This window comes from Fulvivirga sp. AWR4_260 (genome assembly GCF_056158185.1).
The window spans coordinates 314,508-333,789 of sequence record NZ_JBSWSU010000015.1 but is presented as its reverse complement, the minus strand read 5'-3'; the positions used below and the strand labels follow the sequence as shown (position 1 = coordinate 333,789).

At 37.9% G+C, this 19,282-nt stretch carries 15 protein-coding genes; 1 reads left to right on the top strand and 14 read right to left on the bottom strand.

All coding sequences use genetic code 11. The features are described from left to right. Window positions 1-26: 26 nt before the first annotated feature. From ACXACQ_RS07935 to ACXACQ_RS07925, 3 genes are all read right to left on the bottom strand, one after another. Window positions 27-722, bottom strand: a complete 696-nt coding sequence (locus ACXACQ_RS07935) for a LytR/AlgR family response regulator transcription factor (RefSeq protein ID WP_474975393.1) — start codon at window positions 720-722, stop codon at window positions 27-29. Further along, the gene (locus ACXACQ_RS07930) at window positions 719-1,744 is read right to left on the bottom strand and encodes a sensor histidine kinase (protein ID WP_474975392.1); all 1,026 of its coding nucleotides are present in this window, start codon (window positions 1,742-1,744) and stop codon (window positions 719-721) included. Before ACXACQ_RS07930 ends, ACXACQ_RS07935 begins: the two co-directional genes overlap by 4 nt. A gap of 290 nt (window positions 1,745-2,034) precedes the next feature. After that, window positions 2,035-2,349 carry a putative quinol monooxygenase gene (locus ACXACQ_RS07925; RefSeq protein ID WP_474975391.1) on the bottom strand — a complete coding sequence of 105 codons (315 nt, stop codon included), beginning with the start codon at window positions 2,347-2,349 and terminating at the stop codon, window positions 2,035-2,037. A gap of 356 nt (window positions 2,350-2,705) precedes the next feature. Between ACXACQ_RS07925 and ACXACQ_RS07920 the strand changes: the two genes are divergently transcribed. Then, window positions 2,706-4,535 carry a BspA family leucine-rich repeat surface protein gene (locus ACXACQ_RS07920; protein WP_474975390.1) on the top strand — a complete coding sequence of 610 codons (1,830 nt, stop codon included), beginning with the start codon at window positions 2,706-2,708 and terminating at the stop codon, window positions 4,533-4,535. A gap of 361 nt (window positions 4,536-4,896) precedes the next feature. On the opposite strand, the gene ACXACQ_RS07915 is transcribed toward ACXACQ_RS07920, so the two are convergent. The 11 genes from ACXACQ_RS07915 to ACXACQ_RS07865 all read right to left on the bottom strand — a co-directional run bounded on the left by ACXACQ_RS07915 (window position 4,897) and on the right by ACXACQ_RS07865 (window position 19,168). After that, window positions 4,897-6,252 carry a DUF4302 domain-containing protein gene (locus ACXACQ_RS07915; protein ID WP_474975389.1) on the bottom strand — a complete coding sequence of 452 codons (1,356 nt, stop codon included), beginning with the start codon at window positions 6,250-6,252 and terminating at the stop codon, window positions 4,897-4,899. Window positions 6,253-6,264: 12 nt separating this feature from the next. Beyond that, window positions 6,265-7,635 carry a zinc-binding metallopeptidase gene (locus ACXACQ_RS07910; RefSeq protein WP_474975388.1) on the bottom strand — a complete coding sequence of 457 codons (1,371 nt, stop codon included), beginning with the start codon at window positions 7,633-7,635 and terminating at the stop codon, window positions 6,265-6,267. A 25-nt stretch (window positions 7,636-7,660) separates the two neighbouring features. Beyond that, complete coding sequence (locus tag ACXACQ_RS07905; RefSeq protein WP_474975387.1) at window positions 7,661-9,121, bottom strand: RagB/SusD family nutrient uptake outer membrane protein; 1,461 nt, start codon at window positions 9,119-9,121, stop codon at window positions 7,661-7,663. A gap of 17 nt (window positions 9,122-9,138) precedes the next feature. Next, window positions 9,139-12,774, bottom strand: a complete 3,636-nt coding sequence (locus ACXACQ_RS07900; protein ID WP_474975386.1) for a SusC/RagA family TonB-linked outer membrane protein — start codon at window positions 12,772-12,774, stop codon at window positions 9,139-9,141. Window positions 12,775-12,955: 181 nt separating this feature from the next. After that, window positions 12,956-13,999, bottom strand: a complete 1,044-nt coding sequence (locus tag ACXACQ_RS07895; protein WP_474975385.1) for a FecR family protein — start codon at window positions 13,997-13,999, stop codon at window positions 12,956-12,958. Window positions 14,000-14,038: 39 nt separating this feature from the next. Beyond that, window positions 14,039-15,832 (bottom strand): choice-of-anchor J domain-containing protein, encoded by a 1,794-nt coding sequence (locus tag ACXACQ_RS07890; RefSeq protein WP_474975384.1) that lies wholly within the window; start codon window positions 15,830-15,832, stop codon window positions 14,039-14,041. 69 nt (window positions 15,833-15,901) lie between these two features. Further along, entirely contained in the window at window positions 15,902-16,471 is a 570-nt protein-coding gene (locus tag ACXACQ_RS07885; protein WP_474975383.1) for an RNA polymerase sigma-70 factor, read from the bottom strand. A gap of 357 nt (window positions 16,472-16,828) precedes the next feature. After that, window positions 16,829-17,437: an SMI1/KNR4 family protein gene (locus tag ACXACQ_RS07880; protein WP_474975382.1), complete on the bottom strand. Its 609-nt coding sequence runs from the start codon at window positions 17,435-17,437 to the stop codon at window positions 16,829-16,831. A 225-nt stretch (window positions 17,438-17,662) separates the two neighbouring features. Continuing rightward, on the bottom strand, window positions 17,663-17,923 hold the full coding sequence (locus tag ACXACQ_RS07875) for a hypothetical protein (RefSeq protein WP_474975381.1): 261 nt from the start codon (window positions 17,921-17,923) through the stop codon (window positions 17,663-17,665). Window positions 17,924-18,218: 295 nt separating this feature from the next. Beyond that, window positions 18,219-18,452 (bottom strand): hypothetical protein, encoded by a 234-nt coding sequence (locus ACXACQ_RS07870; protein WP_474975380.1) that lies wholly within the window; start codon window positions 18,450-18,452, stop codon window positions 18,219-18,221. Window positions 18,453-18,688: 236 nt separating this feature from the next. Further along, window positions 18,689-19,168: a hypothetical protein gene (locus ACXACQ_RS07865; protein ID WP_474975379.1), complete on the bottom strand. Its 480-nt coding sequence runs from the start codon at window positions 19,166-19,168 to the stop codon at window positions 18,689-18,691. Between the last annotated feature and the right edge of the window lie 114 nt (window positions 19,169-19,282).

Here is a 19,282-nt window from a genome sequence, read left to right as displayed (position 1 = left end):
AGTGCTAGCTACATTTTTGAAATGCTTTAGTGGGCAGAATATCTTTTAAAAAACTCTTCTGTGTAAGTTCTGCCTATAGGAAATTCCTTCTCATCAAGAAATACGGTATTGCCTCTTACTCCCTTTATGTCATGAAAAGGTAAAATGAAACTTCTATGGATACGGATGAAATCAGACACAGGTAATTTTGCCGTCATATCCTTCATAGACATTCGCGTTATAACAGCCTTTCTGTCTTTCAGGTGAATCTTCAGATAATCTGCCAGGCCTTCTATAAATTGTATCTCACACAAAGGAATTTTTATGAGGCTAAATTCAGAGCGAACAAAAATATTTTGTTCACCACCTAATGCCTTGGGTTGTATGTAATTAAAATACTCCGTTGCCTTAGAGATAGCCTTAGAAAAGCGTTTATGATTAATGGGCTTAAGTAAATAATCAATGGCGTTTAAATCATAACTAACCGCTGCAAACTCACTATAGGCGGTAGTAAAAATTACCATCGTATTTTGTTCCAGTGATTTTACTAAGCTTATACCTGTCATGGCGGGCATCTGAATGTCACAAAAAATAAGTTCTACAGGGAATTTGCGCAAATACTTAAGTGCCTTATTAGGTTGAGTAAAAGTTTTTAAGAGATTAATATTTTCACTTTTATCGCATAACGATTGAATAACGGTAAGTGCTAACGGTTCATCATCTATGGCTATTGCATTTATCATGATAGATTAATGTGTAAAGAAATAGAGAATTCCTTCTCTGTTTCATTGATTACTAATAAATGTTTTGATGGGTATATCAGATTCAGACGATGTTTTGTGTTTTTAATTCCCAAACCATAGCTTTCAGATATATGCCTTTGAATAATCACTTTGTTATTCACCACTATTAATTGTAGCTCCGTTTTAATGAGAGATAAGTGTATCCTAATATTACTTTTTTGTTCAGAATTTATGCCATGTTTAAAAGCATTTTCAATAAAAGGAATTAGTAACATGGGTGCTATTCTTAGTTCGGGTACGGTGTCTAAAGTCTGAAAATCTAATTTTACACTTTTGTCCAGCCTTAGTTTTTGCAGCGCGATAAAGTTATTGATATAATTAATTTCATCTTCTAAAAGCACAGAATCTTGCTGAGTGTCTTTCATGGTATATCTCATCATTTCCGATAGTTTGTCTACCATATCGGCCGTTTTGGGTGAGGTTTCCATAGCTGTAGCATAGATGTTATTTAAGGTATTAAACAGAAAGTGGGGATTTATTTGAGACTTCAGCGAAGCAATTTGAGCAGCAAGCTTTTCACTCTCCAGTTGGCTTAGCCTGGTATATACAGTCCATACAATAGATGAAGCAATAACCAGCAGCCATAATAAAAGGGCATTAACTATGATAACGGGAAATATTCTTTCAATAACTGAATCATTTTTTGAGAATAAGTCACTGGTACCGTAATCTGATAAAAACACTACACCTGATAGTAAAAAGACTAGAACAATGGCTAAAAGTAAAGATGAGAAGTAGATCCAATATTTTTTTTGAAGGAGATACCTTGGTATAAGGTAGTTGTAGTTAAAATAGAAAATGGCCATTAAAACTGTGCTTAGCGAGAGGCATAGTGTTAAATATTTATGATTAGACAGAGGATCTAGAGCATTAAAAACCTGATCTGTAGAAAAATAAGGGATCACTAACAAAAGCACCCAAACTAATATGTGTGAGGCAATTGTATACGGTTTAACTTTCATATTTATTCCTTAGATAGACAAATGGTTAGCAAAACAAGTTTGCTTTTTTCCATTTTCAAAAAAAATGAGAAAAAGGTAAGTATTTTGTAGATAAAAACTAAAATACAAATAGCTATTGATTCATTCTTTTTTGAAAGAAATATACCTCATTTATTTAAATATTATTATCATTTTAATTACACTACTAATCATCATTTTTAAACAAAGTAATACGCATTTAACAACTCACGAAAAATGCGTATTACCCAATAGGCTTTAGCTAAAAAACATACCGCCTAATTCAAGCCAAGCTATGCATTTGTACCAAATGAATCAAAAGCAGTATAAACAGTAGGCTCACGTTTTATGTCCATTTCCACCAAAAGCTTCTCCCATTGAGATGCGTAAGGCTTTTTTAATTGTACATTCATAAAGTGTTCTATATTGTCATTCCAGGTTTCATAAACTAAAAACTCCTCTGGTCTTTCAATATTCTGATGAAGAGTTGAACTCACAAATTTTTCTTCATTTTCAATTATTTTAAATAGCTTGATAAGCTCTTGTTTGAATGTTTCTTTATTATCTGGGGTGGCAGTAAATTTTACCGTCAATGTAAATTGCTCCATATCTTTTTTATCAAAATTTATATTGCCACAAAGCTAAAGCTATCAAGTTTACTTTTGTAACAAAGTATACTAAAGTAATAGTAACCTTTAGTATACTTTGTTACCCCAATAGCTTTCGTTGTAACCTGCACCATCGCACCCCATCACTACTCCTATTCCGGCTTTCAAGCTAAGTAAACTCGCTCACTTAACAATGCCATTAAGTATTACTAATCAGGGTTTGGTACAACATCAGCAGTCAATTCTCTGTAGCACAGTCTTCACTCATCCCCTTTCACAAGTGCCAATTTATAATCTGAAACGCTTCTCAGCACTGTTACCGCTACATTTGAGTCTATTTAATCCACTTCAACCTTATGAAATATTTACATTTTTTTATTACTCTTATAGGCTTTTCCTTTTTTATCTCTTGCGGCAGTGATGATGACGGTCTATCTAATTTTGCCCCGGTCATCAGGTCGCAAACTTTTACAATCAGCGAGGATGTGCGAGATGACATGACCATAGGCCAGGTGCTCGCGATCGACTACGAGGATGACCCGCTAGCCTTCACCATCACAGATGGTGACCAAGACCTTTTTGAAATCGCTGATGATGGCAGCATCAGTCTGCTCACTGGCAAAAGATTAGATTACGAAACTAGCCAGCAGCACAACATTTTGGTAGCGGTATCAGACAGCAAGCAAACCACCACAGCCGAAATCACCATTCAGGTTACAGATGTAAAGGGTTCAGTGGCTATTGATGATCAATACTTTACAGTGAGGGAAAACTTGGATGCCGGAAGCCCCATAGGTCAGGTAAAAGGCACTTCAGATAATATCCTAACCTTTAGTATCAGCACCAATGACAATGACCTTTTCGAGATCAGTCAAGATGGGTTGCTAAAGCTGGCTCCCGGTAAAAGCTTAGATTTTGACACTAAAACCACACACCTTATTACCATAGCTGCCACTGATGGGGAAATGACAGCACGGGCAAATGTGTCCATCATCATATCCAAGGCCTCTAACTATAACCCTGATGCTTTTGTCACCCTTTGGCGCACCTCCACTGCCAATGAAACCATAGGTATTCCGTATGTTTCTAGCTATTCTACCTATTACAATTATAATGTAGACTGGGGCGATGGCCACACCGATGAGGGTGTTACCACCGAAATCACTCACGATTATGCACAGCCAGGCGTATACCCTGTAAGCATTACGGGTAATTTCCCTACTATCAACTTCGAGAACTCTGAATACAAAAAAAATATCATCAGTATAGCTCAGTGGGGAAAAATCAAATGGCTCTCTATGGCTTATGGCTTTCAAGGGTGCTTTAACCTCACCTACACGGCCACCGATGATCCCGATTTTAATGAGACGTCAGATTTTAGATATATGTTCGCAGCTGCTTCATCATTCAATGGCGATATTGACGACTGGGATATGAGCAATGCATCACGAACTGACATGATGTTTGCATCGGCCTCAGCTTTTAACCAAGACCTCAATAACTGGGATATGAGTTCCGTTAAAAATATGAGCAGTATGTTTGCCAATGCTACCTCATTTAATGGTAACATAAGCTCATGGAACGTAAGTGACGTATTTAACATGTCAAACATGTTTAATCAAGCCTTCTCATTTAATGGAGACCTTAGCCAATGGGACGTGAGTCAGGTAAAAGACATGTCAGATATGTTCAGGTCAGCCTACCTTTTTAATTCAGATATTAGCTCTTGGGACTTAAGCTCTCTGGAAGAAATGCAAGGCATGTTCAGCAACTGTATTAGCTTCAATCAGGACCTTAGCCAATGGGATGTAAGCAACGTTACAAGCATGAAACAACTATTTTCCTCTGCAATTAAATTCAATCAGAACATTAGTGCGTGGAATGTAAGTAAGGTTACTGACTTTAGCAATATGTTTGTTCAAGCTTCATCATTTAATCAGAACTTGGGCTCTTGGAATATTTCTGCAGCAAAACGAATGAAATATTTCTTTTATAATACAGGGCTTGCCACTGCCAACTATGACGCTACGCTAAAGGGCTGGACTAAGCTACCAACCATACCAAAAAACATAGAATTTGCCCCCAAGGAAATGCTATATTGTGATGAAGGCGAAGCCGCACGTAAAATATTAGTCAATAATGGCTGGACGTTTAATGGGGACTCAAAAAGTGATGCTTGTGATTAATTCCCCCCTAATGATCAAGTCTAACCACATCATCATTATCACTTTCGTAAGTACATGTAAAAAAAGTACTTTATATGAAATGATGCTGTAAATCAAGTCACTACAGCCTTCATTATGCAAACAAGGTGTTGTATCATACAATGAAATCATCATATTTGGATACAACGCCTTGTTTTATGCATTCTGAATTATATAGTAGAAAAAGACCCCTCATCCACATGATTTATGGTCTCAATAATATACTTACCTGTTTTCTCTCCGTTTTTTTGATGTGGCCTGCCTACTTTTTAAAATTAGGGAGCCAATTTCCACACCCATATTAACAGAGAGATCACTTAGGGGACAACCTTATCAAAAATGATTAGTTGTTATACAAATAGCCTGAAAAGTAAAACTCAGGGGTCTCCTGACTAAAAAAGCCGGCCAACAGATTTAAATCCCCACCTATATATTCCGTTTGAAAATAGTCTGCCTCTATAGGAAATAATAGGTCATAGATATCTGAATAAATCGTCCACCCGTTATCATTGGCACTTAAGAAGCTAAACTTCATAAGCCCATCTTTATCAGTAGCATATGAGTAGCTGTATTGAGCCACAAATAATGAACCTGTTCCGTTATTAGTTTGAGAGATGTACACGTTCATTTTCATACTGTTAGAAGGTTCGTCAAATAAAAACTCTATGTCTCTCAAAGTGAGCTGATAGGAACCGTTTAACAAGTTGTCAGCTGCTGTATTATAAATATTAATGAAATTTTCTGACTGCCCAACAAGTGGTGCCTGACCAGAGCCAGCAGGAATTAAAACCGTACTATATGTGCTTCCTAAAACAGAGGAAAGTGGTGGCGTTACATCGAAAATAAAAGGATCATCAAAGCCTACAAGTGCAGTTGTAGACTGCAAATCAATAGTAACAGCTCCTTCTTGCTCATCCCATGATAAATGTTGAATGATATGCCCATCTATCTCAAAAGGCTCGCTCAGTTTTATACCTTCCAAATCAAAGTTAAACCCGGTTTGAAATGATACTATTTCGCTACCATTTTCAGCCAGATACTGAGCTCCAAACAACCTGTTAGCCATATTAATTACTACAGGCACTTCAGCCCCATCTGCAAGTGTAAACTTAAGACCTCTATTAGCAGCAACAGCCTGATTGATGCCATTAAACACCTTCAAAATTTCCTTTTCTAATATCACTTCTTTCTCACTTGGAGAAGCAGGAACCATTATTAATGACGAGCCACGTTGAAGACCTTCCAATATTACACTATCGCCACTTACTTCGCTAATGATAAATTCAAAATCAGACACCAGACCTTCTCCACTTGCTCCGCCATTTACTTCACCATCAGGATCTGCCGGCAGGTGAATGTAAGAGTAAGTATTAAAACTCAAAGTAGGTCTTTGCAATGCCTTTAGCATCCATGAACTAGTGGCAGGTGTACCTGCAGTAGTCTGGTCAAAATCAGAAACCATAGTAACATTACCATCTTCATTAAATTCAAAATAATAAAAATAGTTTCGGTCAGTTCCTGTTGTCAGCGCTGCCTTCCAGCCCGCTTCCTGACTGGTTAACATGCTGGTGTATTCATCCAGCGTGCTTTGCAAACGCTCATCAGGTGTTTCTTCAAAAATAGTATCATAATCTTCTTCGCAGCCCAGCAGCACTATTGATAGAAGACTTATTAATATATAACAAAATGACTTGTTCATAATTTCTTCAGTTTAGTTACCCAGTATTCCGATAATAAAGTCCTCAGGCGAATCTTGCGGATACAGTGTAGGGTAATAATTTCCATTACATGTCTTTTCAAAGGCCTGCTTAAATGTTCTGTTAGCGAAATAAGCTACCACAGCGGTAGATTGAACATCATATTCGAGAAAACCGGCATTTGCATCTCCGCCCATATAATATAATGTTCGGTTTTCCTCTTCTTGCCCTTCTGGCACATTAAACCAAAAGTTAGCCTCGTAATACTCCGGATTAGTAGTATTAATAGTATGATAGTACAAAGTGAGGGTTAGCTCCCCTACTGCAGAATAATAGAGTTTAAAATTATAGTCTAGTGCATAACCATATTGATGCAACAGGTTATTATCATAATCATGTCTTACAATAATATTTTCTGGTTGAGCCAAAGTACTTAAATCATAATAAAGCGTAGTATATTCTTCATCTGGGCCCCATTGCTCTTGAAGTGGTGTAGACTCTTCATCACCGCCATTATTCCCTCCATCTGGTGCCATTTCATTGATTGCAGCCTGTACTTTATCCTGCAAGGCATAAAAGTCAACGTTATAGGTTTCGGCAAAATACTTCACTACCAGCTCTTCTTTCCTTCTTAATATGGCTTTACTGGCAGCATTAGTTTCGCATTCTAAAATAGCTTCATACCCGTCTTTACCTTCTACCAGCATCATGGCTATCATCTCCACAAAATCTTCATCAGGAGACATCATAGCATAACTAGTTATAAAACCATTGGATCTAGCTTCGGCCAAAGAAACAAAATTCCAGTTAGCAGTATAATCACCAGGCGTGATCTCCTTGTACTCAGCAGGATATGAATTAGTCTGGTGTAAAATATGGCCAAACTCATGCTCTATGGTATGTATAAGCTGCTTTACAGAGTATTGATTAGTCTGCTCAAAACTATTGACTACATAGAGCACCACTTTTCTTCCACCCTCTGCAGTTCCTAATTTTATAGTACCATCAAAGTTATATTCCGGACTACCTACTAACATGAACTGTTTTGGTGAGTAATCTTTAATAAAACCATCTCCGGCAAGCTCTACGTAAGGATCTATCCATACTTTTCTCACCACTTCCATCACTCCTTGAACTCTGCCGGCATCAGGTGGCACTAAAGTCTTATTCACGTTAAGCTCTGAGAGATCCCACTTGTACTTTACTTCTATATTAAAAGGGCTAGTGAAATTAGTCTGTAACCAATTATCAAGCTCTGTAGGCTCAGTTTGCTCATCATTATTTACATACTCAGCATCTTCATTTACTGAGTCATTATAAGGATCATCACAGGCGACTGCTGCTAAAATTACCGCTATATAGATTATATATTTTCTAAAAGTCATAATGCTGCATTGAAACGTTTAAATATTATCTTGGATTAGGGCTGAGTCCTCCTACGGTCATAGCTTCCTGAGGTATCTGAAGCGTTCTGCGGGGGTCACCCGCCTTAAGCTCAAAGGTTTCACCATTGTTAGCTGTATGCACTACAGGAATCTTATGTCTCAGAATATCAAACCAGCGCATACCCTCATGTAAAAATTCTACCTGCCTAAAATGTAAGGTGGCGGCTACAAGATTTTGCTGGTTAATATTGTACTGGTAGTAATTATAGAGCCTGTTGTAAGTAAGCTGATGTACATCAGGATCGTAGTTATCAACACGTTTGGAAATCCACGTATTCAGATCTGCCAAAGCCTGATGCGGTTCATTATTATAAGCATAGGCCTCGGCTCTGCTTAGAAGCACTTCTTCTACAGTAAACAGTGGCTGCATCATATAAGGATATCCGGTATTGGCATTATTTCCCATCCTCACAAAATGCTCCTTGAATTTATTGATATAATAAATGCCATTAGAAGTATAAAATGTAGAGAATGAAAACATGCCTCCTGTAGGATTGGTAAATAACTGCTGATACTTAGGGGCACCAGTAGAAAACCTCAGGCTATTAAAAGTCCTAGGCCAGCCTGACATGGTTTCAGAAAGTAATAAGTTAGCCCTCTCTGTAGATCTGGTGTAGGTGTTAGCAAGCTCCTGAGCTGAAAGAGATTTATAATCTGTATTCCATGGCCTCATGTAATCACCCAACTCACCTGACCCTAAAACCCTTTCAGCGTATTCTATTACTTTATCATAATCCTTTTTAAATAAATAGAACCGTACTGCAAAAGCATTTGATGCCGATTTCGTAAAATGATATTTGAGCACTCCGGTAGCATCTCCTGTTTCATAAGATTGATCATCAATAAGAGGCAAACCTTGTAACAAGTCCTTTTCTATCATTTCGTAAACATAGGCCACGGTATGCCTTTCATAAGTTTTTAAAGACTCCGTTTCAGGCTCAGTAACGTAGGGTATACCCAAATCAAAATCTGCTGATGCCGGGTTATAAAAATTGGCAAATAAGCTTACCAGCATAAAATGGGAATAGGCTCTGGCTACCAAAGCTTCGCCATATTCTGCGCTGTATTCATCAGGGTTATCTGCCTGCTCTATGGCTCTGATAGCATGGTTAGCTGCTGCAATAGCAGAATAGCAAGCATTCCAATAAAATTCTGGCGAATCCTGAGAAGTAGTAAGTCCATCTCTCCAAAAAAACGAGTCAGAATTAAGCTGGTTCTGGCTGCCAGAAGGATTATCCTCCACATTATCTGACATGGCCTCACAGAAAGGAGCGTAGTTAGCTTCCGGGTAAGCATCTACCAAGAGTTCCCCTATCTTTTCTCTGGTGTCCAGCTTAGTCCTGTCATCTGGCGCCTGCGATAAGAAGTCATCACAACCAGCCAGCATGAAAAGGATTAAATATAAAATTGCTGAATATTTATTCATCTCAATATTATTATCGTTTAGAAACTAAGTTTTATAGAGGCAGTGATTTGCTTAGCTACTGGCATAGCCACACCTCCTGAAGCAAAGAATTCAGGATCCTGACCATACAACCTTTTATCTGCATATAATAAAAACAGGTTAGTACCAGTAAGGCTAAATGATGCTGTTTGCAAGCCTAAATCAGCGAGCCACTTATGAGGCAAATTATATGTAAGCGATACCGTACGCAGTCTAATATATGATCCGTCTGCCACGCGCTCAGTAGAATAGTTGTAGCTATTATAAGGATACACCTCTCCTGTAGCATATAACTGATTCAACGTCATTAAATCTGCAATAGAAGGCACATTGGTTCGCTCTTCATCACCTGGCAATATCCAGCGGTCATGAAACTCGCGCGGAGAGGCATTGAGGTCAGAATAAGTGCTGCTAAATGCAGGATTAAGCCTGATCTTATTTCCTGCCTGATAAGTGAAGAACAGGTTCAATGAAAAGTCCTTATACCTAAAAGTGTTAGAAAGACCACCTGTAACTGTGGGGTCTACCGGTCCTTCGTATTTTAAGTTAGCTGTTTCATAGCTTTGCATAAAAACATTAGGACTCACCTCCCCATCCTGGTTCACAAACAAAGGAACTCCTGTTTCTGAATCTAAGCCTTCAAAGTCAATAGAAAACAATCCTCTCACCGGGTAGCCTTGCTGCGCTCCTCCTTCAGGAAAAATTAGATCTACAATTCGCGGCAGGTTCTTTAGATTAGTGATTTTGTTTTTATTGTAACTAAAAATGAAATTAGCATTCCAAGCCCAGTCTCTTCTCTCAAAAACGGTCGCACCTAAGGTCAGGTCTACCCCGTGAGATTTCATATCTGCATAGTTAACATACTTATAGGCCTCACCTCCAATACCCGAAGTCTTGATGAGACTGATAAGGTCAAAATGATCTCTTCTATAATAATCAAATGAAAAATTAAGTCTATTGAATAACCCTGCATTAATTCCAATATTGGTTTCATATTGTTTCTCCCAAGTCAGGTCCGAATTCTCAAGGCTCTCAATACCAATTACGGCCTCGGTCTCATCTAAATAAGGCCTTCTGGAAGTTCCGCTGCGGTATACTGCAGAGGAATTAGTAGCATTACCGATATTAGCCGTAAGCCCATACCCTACTTTCAAGGTTAGAAAATCAAAGGCATCTATATCCTGCATAAAGTCTTCCGTATCAATATTCCAAGCACCACTCACATTCCAGGTTGGCAACCAACGAGCAGTAGTGGACTCACCTAAGCGGTTAGAGCCATCATATCTTACAGTACTATTGAACACATATTTACCTTGGTAAGAATAAGTAAGGCCAGCATAGAAACTTGCGTAGCGTTCATAGGCATTTTGCATACCGAAATAGTTGAAATTCTGTTCTAGCTGCTGCCTTATGATCTGGTAATCAGTAAATGGCACTCCGCCTTTTCCGTATTGATAGCCATAACCATTACTATAAGCATTTTGTCTGTCTATCTGTCTTATTTCCTGCCCTAATACTAGGTTTACATTGTGCTGATCGTTAAAAAGGTGATTCCAACCCAACTGATTCTTTATATAATAACTCACCATCTGATCATCAGACCGGTTATAAAAACCACCTTCAGGCAGCACTACTACCGGATCCATGTTAGGATAATCAGGATTATAATATAAAAACTTATTGCCCTGACGAATGACCTGAGACTCATCTGCTCTATAGGCTTCGGCCATGTTTGAGCCTTCTTCCACTTTATGCTCAGTAGTGGTTTTCACCGACCTTACGGCCGCTACAAAATCATAATTTAAGCCTTTTAAAATTTTATAATTAACCTCTCCCTGAAGCTTAAAGTCCTGAACATAAAGGTCTATATAATTCTTATCCAGTTCGTTAATGATATTAAATGGCGCATAATTGCGAGTAAAATATTCCAGATCTCCATTCTCATCATATGCTGTAAGTGCACGGCTGGTGTTCAAAGCATAGCTAAAAGGATTGATATCAAAATCACGACTGTAGCCTCCTGATACGGTATTAGTCTGGCGATCAACCGTACCCGGAACACGTTGATCTCTCACTGAACCAGTAGTAATAAAACCTACGCTTAATTTATCCGACAAGTTAAATGTACCTCTGGCATTGGCTGTATAGCGCTTTACTCTATCGGCAATGGTCCACCCTTGGTCGTTATAATAACTGGTAGAAAAATAGAGTTTGGATGATTCAGTACCGGATGAAATACCCAATGAATGCTCTTGGACAAATGAATTTCTAAAGAGTTCATCAAACCAGTCAGTATTAGCAGTAGCATATCTATTTAAAAAAGCATGACGAGCTTCTGGTGTATTTTCAAGCGCAAATTGTCCTGTATTAGCATCAAAGGAATTGTTAATAAGGTCATACATTTTTTTGTACATCCCTCCATTTGCACTTCTTGATATATCGGAATGATTGAGATATCCCTTTCTCTCCAACTCAGCATAGACTGACATCTGATCACTAGAGTTCATGATGTTGTAATTATTATAAGAAGGCTTCAGGTATGTAGAGAAATTACCTGCATATGTAACTAATGGTTTACCTATTCTTCCTTTTTTAGTGGTAATAATTACTACACCATCTTTAGCTCTAGCACCATATAAGGCTGTAGCCGATGCATCTTTAAGAATGTTTATACTTTCTATGTCTTCTGAGTTGATCCCTGCTACCGAAGATCCAATTAGCGTACTAGGGTCACCAGTGGTAAGCTGATCAGGAGATACATTTACAATATCTTCTAGCACCACACCATCAATCACCCAAAGCGGCTTGTTATCACCGGTGATAGAGGTAGCACCTCTTACTCTAATTTTAGGAGCAGTACCAAAAGTACCCGACACATTTTGCACAGAGACTCCCGCAGCGCGCCCTTGCAGCATTCTTCCTACATCTATTGTACCTTCTGTATTGATTTCCTCTGCCTCTAAATTCACTACAGAACCAGTAAATAGCCTTTTATCTACCTCCTGATAACCGGTGGATATTACCATAACCTCGTTTAGAGTGGTGATATCCTCCTCCATCTGCACATTAATTACACTACGATTATTAACCGCTACTTCCTGATCTACATAACCTATAAATGTATAAATCAGAGAAGCTTCAGGATCTACTTTTATAGAATATTTACCATCAAAATCGGTGATAGTTCCTTTGGAAGTTCCTTTTATAGTGATACTTACACCCGGTAGCACTTCGCCATCTACAGAAGAGCTAACTACACCAGAAACCGTTATAGGCTCTATGGGATTTTTGGGTGAAATGACTATTAGATTACCATCTAGAAACTTAAAAGTAAGGGCCGTATTTGAAAGTAATTTGGTAAGAACACCATTCAACTCTTCATTTTCAGCTGAAATAGACACGCGTTTATCTAAATCAGCAAAGGAATCATTATAAAAAAATGAATAGTCACTTTCCTTTTCCAGCACATTAAGCGCCTTGCGGACAGTTACATTTTTTAAGTTGATATTAAGGTTTTGAGATTTGACGGTTCCTGCCAGTGCCACCCCTGCACTAATTAATATAAACAGCCATATTTTCATAATCATAGATAATACAGACCAAGCATAGATTTGGTCATATTTTAATTTTTTCATAGTATTATATGGGATTGGGATTCAACAATCGAAATACTTATCCACAATCGTAAGATCAGGATATAGACTATTAACCAGTCCTTTAGGATCAGAAGATGTTGCACCATCTTTTGATCCTTCCTTTTTAAACTGGTATATCATTCATCGTACAAGTGCTACATATTTTCTCTTTTGGTGATCATTAATTTTTTGTTTTTTTAAGCGAACGATATTTCTTGCTTTCGCTTTCTTCCAGACTGATCGTCACGGTTTTTTCACTGATATCAAACTTTACCGGTGAGGTAAGAGCCAGCGCTTTTAGCACTTGCTCCAAGCTTAATTGCTTAATTTTTCCGGTATATCTATAGTCTTTCAGTTCCTCTTCCTTAAAACTGATATGTATATCATAGAGACGCTCTAACTTCTTGGCTAATTCGCCCAATGATTCGCTACTAATAGTCAGTAGACCGTCTTTCCATGATGTTTCAAGATTTACATTGGCACCTTTTTCCACTATGGCCGTACGAGAGTCTTTCTTCAGTGTAAGCCTATCTCCGGGCTCCAACAAAGCAGACTTTCGCCCTTCAGCGGTAATGATATTATTTATACTCAATGAGCCTCTTACCAGCGTGGTTACTACTGCATTATCATCTTTATAAGCTCGTATGTTAAAGGCTGTGCCTAATACCTTTACATCATACTTGGAGGTAAATACCTGAAAGGGCTCCTCATCCTTTTCAACATCAAAAAAGGCCTCACCATCAAGTATTATCTTGCGGTTAGATATTCCAAATTTGCTATCAAAGGTTATTTTGCTCCCCGCATTTAACCATACCTCAGAGCTATCGGGCAACAAAACATAACTTTTAGATCCGGTAGGCGCCTGAATTATCGTAGACACCGTTTGGGGATTATAAAAGAATGAGCCTACTTCATTTTTCCATAAAGTAATAACGGCTATCATTAAAATGACTACAACTGCTGCATACTTGTAAAGAGGCTTAACCTGCCTTTTACTTTTTACTCGACCACGCACAGCTTCCCAGTCGTTTTTTACATTAATTTGCCCATAAGGAAGTGATCCTGCCTTTTCCCATAATGATTTAAAATGTTGAAAATCGGCTTTAAGCTCCGGGTCTGCCTTCAACAATTCCTGCCATTCTTCCTCTTCTGCCTGGGTTAGCTCTCTTGTAATAGCCTTATAGGCTAAATACCAAGACCGCTCATTGTGATCATTCAATTCCATAATATTTATTAGTAGTTGCGTTTGGCTATAAACAGCCGGTTAATGAGTTACTATCAATCGTTGAGTTCCATATATTTTTTCACTACTTCTGAGCTGAATCAGATAAGTACCTGATGGGTATAATGAAGTATCGAAATTTATGGTTTGGGTCTCTCCTGCTGACACCTTCCCTTTATATATGGTGTTAAAATTCCTTCCGAATACATCCAGAACTTCAGCCGTTACTTCATCAGTCCTATTGATTTTAATATCAAAAGAAGTAATGCCTGAGGTAGGGTTAGGATAAGGCAAAGAAATGGCCTGATTATCTAAATCATCATCTACTCCGCTTACCAGTCCACGGTAGGTAAAGTCAAGTGATACCACGCCCGATTCTCCATTTGGGTCTCCCGGAGTACCTGTACCTGTAACTCTGATATAGACCTCTTGCCCTGTTTTTACAGGGAAATCTTCTATTCTAGACTGAACATTAATCCCTGTCTCAATATCATTATTACAAGCTAGCTGCTCCAAATTCTCATCCATAAAAACAAGTAAGGTATTAAAATTGGAACCAGTAAGATCTACAGTAATGTACCCTTCAGATGGAGCTACAAAATGCCACCATACAGAGTTGGCATTATCATTAGTGCCACCATCAGAACAGTAAGCTAGAGTTTCCACTTCGGCCTCAGGGGAGGCTCCCATATTAAAAGAACCATAGCTGCCCGATTCGGCATTTATTTCAATGGCACCAGCACGATTATCATTAGGAATAACATCTGGAACAACATATGGAGAAACCACTAATGAGTCTTTCGCCCCTGTATTCTCCAGGCCATCTATGGTAACTCCTTCAAGCGAACCATCTACTCGCTCATAAGGATATTCCGGTTGTTGTTCATTATCAATGGTGTAAGCCAGCCAGAAGAAGTTATCTCCAATGAGGAGATCCTGATCTCCTGTAATTTCAAATGTATCTGACGGATTTTCTATTTCACCAAAAACCTCTGCGTCTACATTACCATCCCAGTAAGAGATAAATGACACGTCTCCGGTACTATAAATGGTAGCTTTGTCTATTTTCAAGTCAGCACCAGTGCCATTGGTGGTCAGTTTTAACGAAGACAGATTTGGCACTCCTTCATCACCATTGATTCTAACTCTAAAACCTAGAAAAGGAGTAAAAGACGATTCTGAAATACGAATAGGAATATCTCCCTGCCAATACACTTCTGCACTAGCAAAAGCTGCTTCTTGTATAGGGCGTACATAAACATTATCCAGATACCAGTCATCAGTCTGGTTAGGATCAGTAGAAGCTGTTTCATGAATAAAAGCAATATAAATAGGCTGGTTACCATAAGCCGAAAGGTCAAAAGACTTGGTTTCAAAATACTTAGGAAATGTATTTTCATCAAAAGTAGCCAGTGTATCAATAAAATCAGTATGATCATTGGAAGCAGTAGATATCAGCACGTGATATTTAGTACCATAATCTACTCCTGTATATGTTTGGGCTGCATCAAAAATAAGAAAGTCACCCTCTGCAGGTGTTATCTGTGGGGTAATGAGCCAATCTTCATCAATCACTCCAGGCATAGCTGCTTCAATACCGGCAAAAGCTACTTTTTGACCGAAAAAACCATAGGTAGTAACTCCCCAACGAGCCAAAGGATCTGTTCCTCCACTTTGGTAAAAAGTCCACCCTGATGGGAGCCCTCCCATTTCGACATTGTCAAATCCCTCAAAAAATGGAGTATTCTGAGAATAACTGGTTAGTGAGATGAAAAGTAAAAAAGCAAAAAATGATGTTAATAGTATTTGGTGAATACTTAGGTAAAATTTTCTCATATAATTTCCTTTAAAAAAACGATCCTACTGATCATTCACTCGTACAGACCGAATAAATTCGGAGTACCCCTAAAAGAAATTGAAAAAAAATATTACCGCTCCGGAATAACTGATTAGCAGCTCCCTTAACCGTCTTAAAGCAATACTAATCTGAGTCTCTACAGTTTTTGTGGATATGTTGAGCTCATCGGCAATGGATTTATAAGAAAGCTCTTTTACCCGACTCATTAAAAATATTTCTCTGCACCTATGCGGCAGATTATCAATGGCTAGCATAAGCTCCGCCTCTTGCTCCGCAAGCATAATTTTCCGCAAAACATTATCATGAGTATACTCCGGCTCTTTATAATCTTGCAACTTTTTGGCTGCTACTTTATTGGCTTCAATATAATTAAGGCAGGCATTACGAACCCCTCTATATAGATATGTCTTTAGTGTGCCCGGGCTTAATGAGGGCTGCCTGGTCCATAATCTAACAAAAAACTCCTGAGTAATTTCTCGCGCCTCATCTACATCCTTCACATATTTGGTTGCAAATAGGGTAAGCGGACGGTAATAGCCATGAAAAATAAGCTCCATGGCTTTTTCATCTCCATTACTTAGCATTTGTATGAGTCGCTCTTCAGAAAATTCTTTCAACAATACTTACCTATATTCGCTTTAACACCCTAACATGCTATGGCATAAGCTCTTACACCATTTATAAGTGGTAGACAGTAAATCTAATGGATACCCTTAAAAGATTCCTGTTTTTTTTATTCTACCACATGCATCACACGGTCATATATTCTATTAAGGCATAAAAAGTAGCTACCATGTGCCTATAAAAGTATATTTATTTTATAGAATATTTAAGCAAAATATTTTGATTGTCACTGACAAGATCTTTTCACTTTTAGTTTTTCACCACTGCTACACGTGTAAAATCCCTGCCTCTGCATGATAGAAAGCCGGTATTTTAAGCAGCAAGTTGAATTAGCTCTAACCTTATGTTTATCAAAACTCCATCATATCTTCAACGATAAAGTCATATCCATTATCTATCAATTTTTCTAAATACTCTTCAAAGCTATCGGCTATCACTTTAAACTCATCCGGATCGTGTAAAAACCTAACTATCTGCCCCTTCTTTCCTTTTGCAGAAGGGCTGAAGTCTATAAATAATTGAGAGGTACCTCCATTATTCATGCAGTCAGAAAAATGAAGCCACTTAAGATCATGAGCATCATTGGTAATTCTATCATCTATTTCAACCCCATCGAATTTTCTTTCGATATAATCTGAATAATACTCTTTTGCCTGGTTCTGGTTTTCAATTATCTCCTTAGAGGATAATAAATAATAGGGGTATTCGTACACATCTGAGCCTAACATAAAAAATGTAATTTCCTCTTCTCCGTATTTACGCCAATATGTTCCATCAACGTACTCAAGCAGACCCACCAAAGCATCAGGAATATTAGGGTAAACCCGCTTTAATGTATCAATATTTTCCTTGTCAGCACCATGTATTACCTTTTCAAAATGCTCCCAAACCTCTTTGCCACTATTTTCTAAATATGCATTTTTAAGTCCTGCTATATAGTTTTCAACTATTGTTTTCATTTCTTTCATCTTGATCCAACTTGTTCACAACGTACTCTACCAGATACAGTTGTGAATAAAATTGCTAAATTATAACTTTTATAAATACATTTCTTTATCTCTAATTTTATAATTACTCAACAGCAAAACATCAGCACGAATTTTCATATAGAATGAATGATACTATATTATTGATTTTTTTTTATCGGCTTATATTTTTACTCCGCACAAGGATGTTCTACTCACTCATAGCGTATGTTGGGTATCATCATTTGCTTTTTCAAGCTTATAAAGCCTCCAGAGCCCCATATCGTTCTTTACACGCAATTTCAATACATCTCTAGAGTGTTGGTCTACGATAATAATTTTATTATCCGTATAATTAACTTCGCTCTCCAAAATCAAGCATTTTGTTATTCCATCAATCACTTTTATAACTCCAGCCCCTCTAAAGTCTTGCTTGCGAATATTGAAAGAGTCAGGTCTAAATTTAAAAATCGGATTCATTAGAAATTCACCACTTTCAGCAAATTCTGAAAGTGTTCGCGAAAAACTCTTTTGATGCAGTAAATTGTAGATTTATCAAGTATTCTGGTTTAAGAATCTCTTCATGAATTCCATGTACGATTTGATTCCTTTTGATTCGGACTTCTTCGAATATTTTGACGAGTTCTTCTTTGTTTTTGTCAGGGCTTGAAGTGCACAATAAACACGAAGTAAAGCTTCTGAATTCATATTATACAGTTCATTGAAACTTTTATTAGCACTTTCAGGAAGTGTGGGCCAGTTGCTTGGAGCCAAATCAATAAGAAGATGAGGTTTTAATGACTTCTGACTTAAGAACGGATTCAAGGGCTTGATGAATTAATACAAGAACCGTAGATAGTTTGCCTTTGTGGAAATGCCAATCACTCTCTTTCCAGTCTTCAAGGTATTCCAATTCGCCTGAATAATCATAGACAATATCAAATGATTGAAGCAAACATTCTCTCCCTTGAGGTTTGTAATCCTGAGAATTTGGTAAGTCTGTGATCATAGGTTATACTAGAATTAAACATAACGCCCAGCTAGCAGGAGTGCGCCCCGAGCTTGGCAAGTTCCGATAAAACTAAAGTATCAGAATGGCACTCGTTCAGAAAGATGAAAAATCCTGCGAGATACGGTGAGTAGAAAGCACTGACCTTTCCCAGCAGCAGATTCATGGTGAAGTTTGCATTGAAATCTGCAAAGTGGCAGTTGGCGCATTCGTGCTAGCGGTTGTTGTGTGGAGTTTTACAGGGTTAGAGTGAAATTTTTAGAATTGATTTCAACAGTTTGTCCATCTAATTCCAGTGTGAAAATTTGGTAGTCGGCACACCCACATTCATCCTGAGTTAGAAACCTCTCAATTTCGATGTTTTTGATTTTATTGGTTTGCTCGTTAGAACGTAGAACTTTGAAGTCTAGCGTTGATTCTTCAATTTCATCACCAGAAATTGGTTCAGAAAATCCCACGATTCCTCCGTTTCCAATAATAATTTCTCTGTTCGCTGCTAGTTCAAAAGTTGTAGTGTCAATAGTTGTTTGATCTGCTTTGTTAATTCGTACTAATTTAACCTGTTCACCAATTTGGGAGTTTTGGAAATTAAGAGTTAATTCGATGATATCGTTGATGTTAGGTCTTGGGCAGGGTACGGTAATACATTCGACAGAGTTCTTTCGTTCACAAGACGAAACAATTAACAGAATCCACATTGCTAAAATTTTTCTCATAGATCTTATTCCACACAACGCCAAGGCTAGCCAGCATACCGGGCTTTGTTGGCATTTTCCTTTCAAGTTACAATTTTCGTGTTTAGAGCAACAAGCTTTCATGCTCTATATTTT